Genomic DNA, 11,814 nt, shown 5'->3' with positions numbered 1-11,814 from the left:
AAGCCGACTTCTTTGCCAAGAGGGAGCGCGTGGCATGGACTTGGATCAGGCTGTTGGTTTGTGTCAAAATATTAATTTGACACTTTAGATGTAACTCTGTGGCCTTGAATCGTAAAAAAAGTTCGGTAAAGTCTGTTCGCTTTCTGCCTGTGACGTATGCGGCAGGGCCGATGGCGTGTCTGCTGGGGCTGGGCATGGTGACAGTGCATGCGTCCATTTCTGCGCAGGAAGCTCCTCTGCAGATCCTGGAGCAGCGGCGTGCACAAGAACGCCAGGAGCAGTTGCAGCAGCGCATCGATACACAACAGCGACAGCTGCAGCAGCAAGCCGACACGGCAACCCGGGCCTTGCAGGTTCCCCAAACCGACCCTCATGCACGACTGCCTCAAGAAGAGCATCCCTGTTTTCCCATTCGCGAAGTCGTTTTCGCAGGGCCAGGCGGGGAGCCGGTGCCAGAGCCCCTGCTGCGGGCGCTGGATCAAGCGCTGGACTTTGTTTCTGATGCACAGGGTGGTCCCTGGGGGGCTGATCGCCCGGTGGGGCGCTGCTTGGGCGCGCAAGGGATCAATGTCCTGTTGCAGCGGACGCAGAACCGGCTGATCGATCGTGGCTACATCACGAGCCGGGTGCTGGCGCCTGCGCAGAATCTGGCTTCTGGCAAGCTGGTGCTTACCGTGGTTGCAGGGCGCATTGCGGCCATACGCATGGAGCCCGGCATTGCGCCGGAGCAGGCTGGACGTGCGGGGCTCACCACTGGCATCCCCACTGCGCCCGGCAGGATTCTGAACCTGCGTGACATCGAGCAAGGTCTGGAGAATCTGAAGCGGGTTCCCACGGCCGATGCAGACATCCAGATTGCTCCGGCACAGGAGGTGTCTTCGGCAGCGATGCCGTTTGGACAAAGCGATCTGCTGGTGCGCTATCAGCAAAGTCGCCCGGTGCGCTTGAACCTTGCGCTGAACGACAGCGGCACCGACAACACGGGCAAATACCAGGCCACCGCTACGTTGAGCATCGACAATCCGCTCGCACTCAACGATCTGTTTTACGTGTCGTATGGACAGGATCTCGGGGGTGGCAAACCAGATGCGTCCGGCAGCCGTGGCACCCGCAACGGAGCTGCCTACTACAGCATTCCTTTCGGGTACTGGACCTTGGGTGTCGACTGGAACCGCAGTGCCTACCATCAGACCGTAGCGGGCGCCACGCAGACATACAGCTACAGCGGGGATCAGGAAAACATCGAAGCTTTTGTCAGCAGGCTGCTTTATCGCGACTCCAGCCGGCGCACCAGTGTCACCCTCAAGGGCTGGGCTCGCAACAGTCACAACTCCATCGATGACACAGAAATCGATGTACAGCGCCGCCAGGTGGGCGGCTGGGCGGCGCAACTCAGCCATCGCGAGTATGTCGGCAAGGCGAGCCTGGATCTGACGCTGGGGTACAAGCGTGGCACAGGCGCCTTTCACTCCCTTCCGGCTCCGGAAGAGGCTTTTGGCGAAGGCAGCTCCCGCTTTGGGCTGATCACGGCCGAAGCTGTGCTCGATGTCCCATTCCACCTGGGAACGCAGAACCTGCGCTACAGCGGCAACTGGCGCTGGCAGCAGAACCGGACTCCCTTGACGCCACAAGACCGTTTCATGATCGGCGGCCGCTATACCGTGCGCGGATTCGATGGTTCCAGCGTTTTGTTGGGCGACCGCGGCTGGCTGCTGCGCAACGACTGGGGAGCAGCGTTGGGGCGCAGTGGACAGGAGCTTTATGTCGGGCTGGATTACGGCCATGTCGGTGGGCCCAGCACAGCCAACCTGATCGGCAATTCGCTCGCAGGCGCTGTGCTGGGTCTGCGTGGCAACGGGCGGGGCTGGGCGCGTGGCTTTGGCTACGACGTTTTTCTGGGCACCCCTCTGTACAAACCGGCCGGCTTCAAGGCCGACGCTGTCACCGGCGGCTTCAGCCTGAACTGGGCGTTCTGAACACACCCGCGGCGGCGGTGTCCAGTCTTTCGTGCAATTTTGAGTATTGACGCATCATGAATCAACAACGTTACCGGATTGTCTTCAGCAAAGTCCGTGGACAGTACATGGCGGTGGCGGAAACCGCCAGGGCGCATGGCAAGGATGCGGGCAATACATCCACTCCCGGTCGCAGCACCAGCCATGCAGTGCACAGACTGATGCTGGGGGGCCTGAGTCTCAATCTGGCGCTCAATCCGCTGCTGGGACAACTGGCCCATGCACAGATAGTGGCTGATCCAGGGGCGCCAGGCAGCCAGCGGCCAACCGTCCTGCAAGCGCCCAATGGGGTGCCAGTTGTCAATATCCAGACGCCGAGTACTGCCGGAGTCAGCCGCAACACCTACAGCCAGTTCGATGTCCAACAGCAGGGCGCCATTCTCAACAACAGCCGCAGCAATGTACAGAGTCAACAAGGCGGCTGGGTTCAGGGGAACCCGTGGCTGGCCACGGGGACAGCCAAAATCATCCTCAACGAAGTCAACAGCGCCAATCCCAGTCAGATCAATGGCTACCTTGAAATTGCCGGGCAAAAGGCCGAGCTCGTCATTGCCAACCCGGCGGGCATTCATGTGGACGGTGGCGGGTTCATCAATGCCAGCCGTGCTCTCCTTACCACCGGGGTGCCCCAGTTCGGCCAAGGCGGCAGTCTGGATGGCTATCGGGTGCAGCGCGGAACCATCGCCATCAATGGCCGGGGGCTGGATGCCAGCCTGACCGACTACACCGGCATCTTGGCGCGTGCCGCACAGATCAACGCCGGTGTCTGGGGCAACCATGTGGCTGTCATCACGGGGCAGAACACCGTCTCCGGGGCGGCGGGACAGAACGGCAGTGATGACATCCAGTCGCATACGGCGCAGCCGGTCTCCGATGCATCCAAACCGCAGTTCGCGCTCGACGTCAGCCAGCTCGGCGGCATGTATGCGGGCAAGATCACCCTGATTGGTACCGAAGCCGGGCTGGGAGTGCGCAACGCCGGTGCCATCGGCGCCAGCGCCGGTCAGGTTCTGCTCTCTGCCGATGGGCTGCTGACCAACAGCGGCACCATCGCAGCCAGTGGCACAGGGCAGGATGTACGCATCGATACCCAGGGCCGCGGGGTGGACAACAGTGGCACCGTGGTCAGCCAGCACGACGTGCATTGGGTCAATGCCGGTGCTGTCCGCAACAGCGGGACCGTGAGCGCTGCGCGGGAACTGCAGGTGCAGGCCGACAGTCTGGACAACAGCCAGGGCAAGTTGACGGCGGCGCGGCTGGACATCGACGCACACAGCGTGACCAATACCCTGGGCAAGATCAGCCAGACCGGTGCCCAGAATCTTGGCATCAGTGCCCAGGTCCTGAACAACAGCACGCTCAACGGACAAGCGGGAGCCATCGGCGCGATACCTGTCACGTCCATCGGAAATGCTGAATCCGGCATCGGCGCCGGGGCAATCGTGGACCTCCCCAGCACGGCAGGCAACGGAGGCCAAACCACCGTTGTCACAACCACGCCCGACATTCTGGCGGCAGGCCGGATCGCGGTGACCGGTCAGATCGACAATGCCGGCGGGCAGATCATTGCCAATGGGCAGACCGATCTCGACACCAGCCAGTCTCTGACCAACAGCGCCAGCATTCAGGTGCGCCAGCTCAGCGCGCAAGGGGGGCTCGACAACAGTGGGGGCAGCCTCAATGTGAGGACACTGCACAGCCAGCTCGATCAGCTCGGCAACCGGGGCGGCATGCTCTACAGCGTGGACAGCCTGAACCTGCAGGCGCTCGATATAGACAACACCCGGGGCCGAATCAGTACGGCTGGTGCACTGTTCAGCAGCGGCACCCGGCAAATCGACAATCGGAGCGGGACGCTGGTCGCGGAAGCAGACGTGCATCTGGCGAGCGAGACGCTTGCCAACGACCAGGGGCATATCAGCAGCCACAGTGGCAATGTCGCCATCCAGACGCAGCAGATGCTCAGCAACCGCGGCGGCAACATCCAAACCGTCAGTACGGCGACCGATGAAACCTTGCAACTCAGCGCCGGCACGCTTGACAACACGGGCGGCCATCTGATTCAGAGCGGGGGCGGCATCGCACGACTCGGCATCAGCGACACACTCGACAACAGCACTGGCGAAATCACCAGCGAAGGCGCCTTGAATCTGCTGGCCGGCAGCATCCACAATCAGCAGGGTGCCATCAGCAGCAGGGGCAGCGTCAGCATCCAGGGCCGAACAGGAGGTGCCGGGATGCTGCAAAACCAGAGCGGCACCATCGTCGCGGGCTCCGGGGAGGCGGCACCGGCCGATCTCAGCCTCTCTGGCCTGGACAGCATCAGCAACACCGCAGGTGGCAGCATCAGCGCCAGCGGCAACCTCATCCTCGCAGGCAACGTGCTCAACAATGCCAGTGGCAGCATGGGTGCTGCCGGCGCACTGCAGATCACTGCCACCACGCTCACCAATGATCAGGGCCAACTGCTGGGCAATCAAGGCGTCCTGCTGCAAACGGGCCTGCTCAGCAACCGGGATCAAGGGCAGATCGGCTCTGCCAACAGCAGCGTGCGCATCGACAGTGGCACCGTCACCAACCGTGGCGGCCGCATTGTGGCGCAGACCGCAGCAGCCCTCGACAGCCAGAGCCTGGACAACAGCGCAGGCCAGATCAGCGGCGACACGGTAGCCATCGACACCCACACGCAGCAACTCACCAACAACGCAGGCCGCATCGCCTCCACGGGAGGGGCCACCACGATCGCATCGGGAGCACTCGACAACCGGGGCGGAGCCATCCAGTCTGCCACCACCCTGACCCTCGACACCCGGGGCCAGAACCTCGACAACAGCCAGTCGGGCACCCTTGCAGGCGTGGGTCAGGTCACCGTCACCACTGCGGAACTCCACAACACCGGGGGGCTGATCCAGGCCGGAGGCACCCTCCAGGCCACAGCAGAAGCGGCAGCCCGCACCGTTGAATCCGACCTGCAGATCCATGCCAGCGGTGCCCTGCAGAACGAGCAAGGCACGGTACAGGCCTCACGCGACCTGACCGTCACGGCCCGCAGCCTGGACAACAGCCAGGGCGCCCTGCAGGCCGCACACACACTCAGCGCCACAGCAGCACAAGCCCTCACCAACACCGGCGGCCAGATCATCGCCAATGAAGCCGTACACCTGAGCAGCGACAGCCTGAGCAACGACGTGCAAGGGCAGATCGGCTCTGCCAACAGCAGCGTGCGCATCGACAGTGGCACCGTCACCAACCGTGGCGGCCGCATTGTGGCGCAGACCGCAGCAGCCCTCGACAGCCAGAGCCTGGACAACAGCGCAGGCCAGATCAGCGGCGACACGGTAGCCATCGACACCCACACGCAGCAACTCACCAACAACGCAGGCCGCATCGCCTCCACGGGAGGGGCCACCACGATCGCATCGGGAGCACTCGACAACCGGGGCGGAGCCATCCAGTCTGCCACCACCCTGACCCTCGACACCCGGGGCCAGAACCTCGACAACAGCCAGTCGGGCACCCTTGCAGGCGTGGGTCAGGTCACCGTCACCACTGCGGAACTCCACAACACCGGGGGGCTGATCCAGGCCGGAGGCACCCTCCAGGCCACAGCAGAAGCGGCAGCCCGCACCGTTGAATCCGACCTGCAGATCCATGCCAGCGGTGCCCTGCAGAACGAGCAAGGCACGGTACAGGCCTCACGCGACCTGACCGTCACGGCCCGCAGCCTGGACAACAGCCAGGGCGCCCTGCAGGCCGCACACACACTCAGCGCCACAGCAGCACAAGCCCTCACCAACACCGGCGGCCAGATCATCGCCAATGAAGCCGTACACCTGAGCAGCGACAGCCTGAGCAACGACGTGCAAGGGCAGATCGGCTCTGCCAACAGCAGCGTGCGCATCGACAGTGGCACCGTCACCAACCGTGGCGGCCGCATTGTGGCGCAGACCGCAGCAGCCCTCGACAGCCAGAGCCTGGACAACAGCGCAGGCCAGATCAGCGGCGACACGGTAGCCATCGACACCCACACGCAGCAACTCACCAACAACGCAGGCCGCATCGCCTCCACGGGAGGGGCCACCACGATCGCATCGGGAGCACTCGACAACCGGGGCGGAGCCATCCAGTCTGCCACCACCCTGACCCTCGACACCCGGGGCCAGAACCTCGACAACAGCCAGTCGGGCACCCTTGCAGGCGTGGGTCAGGTCACCATCACCACTGCGGAACTCCACAACACCGGGGGGCTGATCCAGGCCGGAGGCGATCTTGGTGTGCAGAGCACTGAACTGGACAATCGTTCCGGCGCCCTGGTTGCAGGCCAGACGCTGTTTTTCAGCAGCACAGGCGCTGCGCTGAATCAGGGAGGCCTGATTGCATCCAGGCAGGACCTGAGCCTGCAAAGTGCCAGCTTGGACAATGACGTTCAAGGGCAGATCGGTTCGCAAGGCGGCAATGCCATGCTGCATGCCGGAGTTCTGAGCAATCGCACCGGCACCATTGCCAGCGCAGCAAACACGTCGGTCATCAGCCAGTCTCTTGACAATACCGGGGGACTGATTTCTGGGCAGAACGTTGCCATCGATACTCAGGGGCAGTCGTTCGGCAACGACAGCGGCGTTATTTCTGCCACGGCTGGCAGTCTGGCGGTACGAGCTGGCAGTGCAAGCAATCAGGCCGGTGTGCTGTATGCAGCAGGGCCACTGCAATGGACTTCTGGGGCGCTGAACAACCATGCAGGGCAGATAGGCAGTCTGGGCAATGTCAGCCTCCATATGGCAGGAGACTTTGACAATCAGGGAGGCCTGGTTCAGGCGGGTCAAGGTGGCGCTGCCACCTTGCAGATCACGAGTGCCGGGAGCATGGACAACACTGCCGGGGGGCATGTCGTCAGCACGGGCGATGTGAGCGTCACTGCGCGCGGTGCACTCGACAATCAAGACGGTACCGTGTCCAGCCAGGCCGATGCCCAAGTCATCGCGGCCGGTGTCTACAACAATGGCGGGCGGATTGCCGCCGACACTCTGTCGGTACAAAGCCAGGATACGGCGGGCAATGCGCAAGTCCTGACCAATCAGGGGGGCGTCATTGCTGCCAACCGCAGCCTGAATATCGAGAGCGCAAGCCTCGACAACAGCCACGCCGGGACTTTGCTCACCGCACAGGCAGGCAGCACGCTGAATGTGCACAGCCATGGCCAGGACATCGTCAACAGTCAATCAGGCAGCACGGGAGGCATTCTCGCAGCCGGCAGCTTGCAGCTCCAGACCCAAGGGGGCATCCTCGACAATGCCAATGGCGGGTACGTAGGGGCGGCCTCTGCCATGGACATCCAGGCCGTTCGCATCGACAACCACGGCGGCGTGTTGGCGGCCAATGGAAACATGGCACTAATCACGACTGCAACCAGCGGCGTAGCGCTCGACAATAGTGCACAGGGGTTGATTCAGGCGCAGGGCAGTGACATTGGCATCCGTGCGGGCAGCGCCGATATCAGCAATCGCGGAGGCACCATCCTGGCCGACGGCAACCTGGAGGTACGCACCACAGGCACGGTGGACAACCAGGGGGGGCAGATGCAAGCCGGTCAGACCCTGCGCATCAGCAACAGCCAGAACCTGGGCAACAGCGGCGGCACGCTGCATGCCGGGCAACTGCTCGCACTTGACAACACCACGGTCAATGGTGGGGGTGCCTTGCTCTCCGACCGCGATGTGCGCATCAGCCAAACGGCGGGCTATACCCTGGCCGCGGGAGGGCAATTGAGCGCCAATGGTTCCCTCACCCTGTCCAGCCAGGGCGATGTGGTCAACCAAGGCGTCATTCAGGGCGGCAGCGCCGTCAGTGTCAGTGGTGCCAACATTGACAACCAGACAGGCGCCAGCATCACCTCGGGGGGGAGTACCACCGTCAGCACTGGCGGCAGCTTGACCAACCGGGGGCTCATCGATGGCAGTGACACCCGGATCGATGCGGGCAGCCTGAACAACACAGGCACTGGACGCATTTATGGCGACTATCTCTCGGTCCGCAGCGGCACGCTCACCAACCAGGCCGAAACCACACAGGGCATCACCAGCAGTGCCACCATGGCCGCGCGCCAGCAACTCGATCTGGGCGTGCAGACGCTCAACAATCTGGGCGGCTCGTCGCTGCTGAGCCTGGGCGACTTGCATCTCGCAGGTGGTCTCGATGCCAGCCGACAGGCCACGCAGGGCCAGGCCGACAGGGTTCAAAACAGCAGTTCGCTGATCGAGGCCAAGGGCAACATGACTCTGAATGCCCAGGACATCGTCAACAGCAACAGCCATCTGACCGTTACGCCACAGGTGCTGATTTCCAGCACCGCACAGCCCAGCCTGTACCAGGTGCCTGGAGCTCAACCCGAGCTCGCTTCGGATTTTGTGGAGCGCGGTGGCTCCATCGGTCTGGTCAAGAAGGTACACCCGGACAAATACGGCACTTATATTCCCCGCGCACAGTACTCGGTGGGTGATTGTCTGGCCAATACTTCCACGCTGTCATGGGGGTGTACCAGCTTTGCACAGACAAACTACACCGAACCTCGCAATTCACCCCGCTATGCCGAATATGGCATTACCCCTCCGCCGCAGGAGGAAGTGGCAAAACCCAACCTCGCGGCCTACGGAGGCTGGGAAATTACCGTTTCCAATTGTGGTGCTTCTGGCGACTGCAATCTCGAAACGCAAATCGTTTGGAAAACCGGCGCAGACCAGAAAGGGTACTACGCTGCTCTGGCTCCGTACAACGCAGACCAGCAGGCCTATCAGACAGCCGTTTCAGCACTGGACGCTGCCATTGTTGCCGCCAACACCGAAAACAACCGCACCACCGGCCAGTGGCGGCAATACACCTACCTCACCAACATTACCCAGACCGTCTACCAGGACCAGCTGGCAGCGAGCGATCCGGGACGCATCACCGCCGGGGGGCACATCGTCATCCAGGGCAACCTCGACAACCGCGACAGCCAGGTCACAGCCGGCGGCGCCATCGACATCCTGGGAGGATCTCTGACCCAGAGCACCACGCAGGGCAAGCAAACCACCATCATTGCCGGTTCGGCCGATTCCATCTACTGGAAATACCACGGTGGCTTCAGCGACTATCAAGAAAAAAATGAAAGCTGGAGCAATTACTACCAGCCATCCACCACCACCTTCAACTTGCCCACCACAGTCTTCCTGCCCAACGCCGCCACCGACCTTTCCAGTACCGTGGCTGCCAACGGCAACAGCGGCCAGAACGTGCAAGGAGGCACCACCTCCGCAAACGGACTGACCCGCACCACACAGACCCCCCTCGTCGGCAGCGCCACCCTCAATGGCGCTGATGCCGCAACCAGCATCCACGCCGACATGCAGACGCCTACACACACGGCCGTCACTGCTTCGGCGGTTTCCCAGGCCGCCGTCATTTCCCCCTTGCAGAATGACATTTCCGGAGTGACTGGCGGCGCCGGACAAACCCCGACAGCGTCTGGTCCCTCCGGGCTGGGCAGCCACACCGTATCTGCCACCCACAACACCGGCAGTGCATCCGTCGACGCAGCAGCAGCCCGCACAGACACAGCACTCCGTGCAGCCAGCGCGATCCAGGTCACGCTGGCCAGCAGCAGTGCCGACGGCGCCACAATAGCCCGCACCCTGCCAGCCGAAGCCCGCATTCCCCAAAGCAGCCTTTACCACGTCAACCCCGAGGCAGGCAGAAGCTACCTGATCGAAACCGACCCGGCCTTTGCCAGCTACCGGCAATGGCTGAGCTCGGACTACATGCTTCAGGCCCTTGGACTGGACCCGGCGCTCACGCAAAAACGCCTGGGGGACGGATACCACGAACAGCAAAGCATCGAGCAGCAAGTCGCCCAGCTCACCGGCCGGCGCTTTGCCGGCGACTACCGCAGTGACGACGAACAATACCAGGGCCTGATGGACGCCGGCGTGAGCTTTGCGCAAAGCCACCAGCTGCGCCCCGGAGTAGCCCTCACCCCGGCCCAAATGGCCCAGCTCACCAGCGACATCGTCTGGCTCGTGAGCCAAACCGTCACCCTGGCCGACGGCAGCCAGACCACCGTACTGGTTCCACAGGTCTACGTCGTCACCCGCAGCGACGACCTCAGCGGCAGCGGAGCCCTCATCAGCGGCAGCGACATGCGACTCCACCTCACCGGTGACCTGAGCAACCACGCAGGCACCATGGCCGCACGCCAGGTCGTCGACCTTGGTGCCGACAACATCCACAACGTGGGCGGACGCATCACCGGCCAGAACGTTGCCCTCACCGCCAGCCGGGACCTCACCATCGAGGGCGGCACCGTCGACGCCAGCCAGAACCTGCTCGTCAGCGCAGGACGCGACCTCGCCATCACCAGCACTACCGCTACCGAACAGGATCCCGCCAACACCTACCTCCACACCGGCATCGACCGCGTCGCTGGTCTATACCTCAGCGGCACCAGCGGCAGCGGCACCCTGCTCGCTCTCGCAGGACGCGACCTCACCCTCACCGCCGGCGTCCTCGACAACACCCACAGCGCAGCCACCGCCAGCACCACCGTACAGGCCGGTCGCGACCTCACCCTAGGCACCCTCACCACTGCCGAGCAGCAAAACATCCGCTTTGACGCCCAAAGGCACCTCAACTGGGGCATCACCCAGGACATAGGCAGCCGCCTCGACAGCCAGGGCGCCCTCACCCTGAGCGCCGGACGCGACCTCAGCGCCCGAGCAGCCAGCATACAAACCCAGGGAACACTTCACGCAGCCGCCGCAGGCAACCTTGCCCTCACAGCAGGGCAAGGCAGCACCAACGTCGACGATGCCTACTACTACAGCAGCCACGGCCTCCTGGGCAGCAGCAGTGACTCCATCAAGGACAGCGTTCGCACCACCCGCGCCATCGGAAGCGACATCGGAGGCCAGACCATCCGGATCGATGCGGGGCAGAACCTGCAAGTGCAGGGCAGCAGTGTCATTGCAGACAAGGGTACCGAGCTGAACGCAGGCGCGGACATGACCATCACCGCCGCCCAGAACACCACGCAGGAAAGCCACAGCCGAGAAAGCCACGACTCAGGCTTTCTTGCCAGCGGCACCTCCGTCAGCATAGGCCAGCAAAGCCTGCGCAGCACACAGACCGGCACCGCCACCACCGCCAGCGGCAGCACCATCGGCACCATCAGTGGCAATACCTCCATCCGTGCTGGCAACCAGTATCTGCAAAGCGCAAGCCTGGTCTCTTCGCCTCAGGGAAATGTCACCATTGCGGCACGCAACCTGGACATCACTGCAGGGCAGGACACCTATCGCAGCGAAAGCGCCTTCTCCTATGAAAGCAGTGGCCTGTCCATCGCGCTCGCTTCTCCCGTGATATCGGCAACGCAGCAGGCCATGGGAGCTCTTGATCGGTTCGGCCAAAGTAAAAACAGCCGCGTCAACGCCATGGCAGCAGCCAATGCAGGCTGGCAGGGCTACCAGGCCGCATCGGCCATGCAGGGGCTTGCAAGCGGAGCATCCGCAGCCCAAGGGCTCAACATCTCCATCACCTACGGCCAGCAAAAAAGCACGCAACACAGCCAGGGCAGTGGCACGCAGGCACTGGCCAGCGGCGTGCAGGCCGGAGGCAGCACCACCCTGTTGGCCCAGGAAGGGCCAGACAGCACCATCAGCGTGACTGGCTCGGACATTGCCGGCAAGCAAGGCACCGCACTGTATGCGGACAAGGGCATCACGCTGCAGGCGGCGCAGCAGGACAGCCAGCAAAACAGCAGCAACAGCTT

General features: G+C 63.1%; 2 protein-coding genes. Both read left to right on the top strand.

The features are described 5' to 3' along the window. Nucleotides 1–170: 170 nt before the first annotated feature. A complete protein-coding gene (locus ACP2WS_RS09385) occupies nucleotides 171–1,976 on the top strand; it encodes a ShlB/FhaC/HecB family hemolysin secretion/activation protein (RefSeq protein WP_426460548.1) in 1,806 nt (601 codons plus the stop codon). A gap of 56 nt (nucleotides 1,977–2,032) precedes the next feature. Continuing rightward, nucleotides 2,033–11,814: two-partner secretion domain-containing protein (locus ACP2WS_RS09380; RefSeq protein WP_426460546.1), on the top strand; the 9,782-nt coding region annotated here is incomplete at its 3' end.

Origin of the sequence: Brachymonas moutaii (nom. illeg.), from assembly GCF_049977365.1 — a bacterium.
Classification (GTDB): Bacteria; Pseudomonadota; Gammaproteobacteria; order Burkholderiales; family Burkholderiaceae_C; genus Brachymonas.
This window is presented reverse-complemented; position numbering and strand designations above follow the sequence as displayed.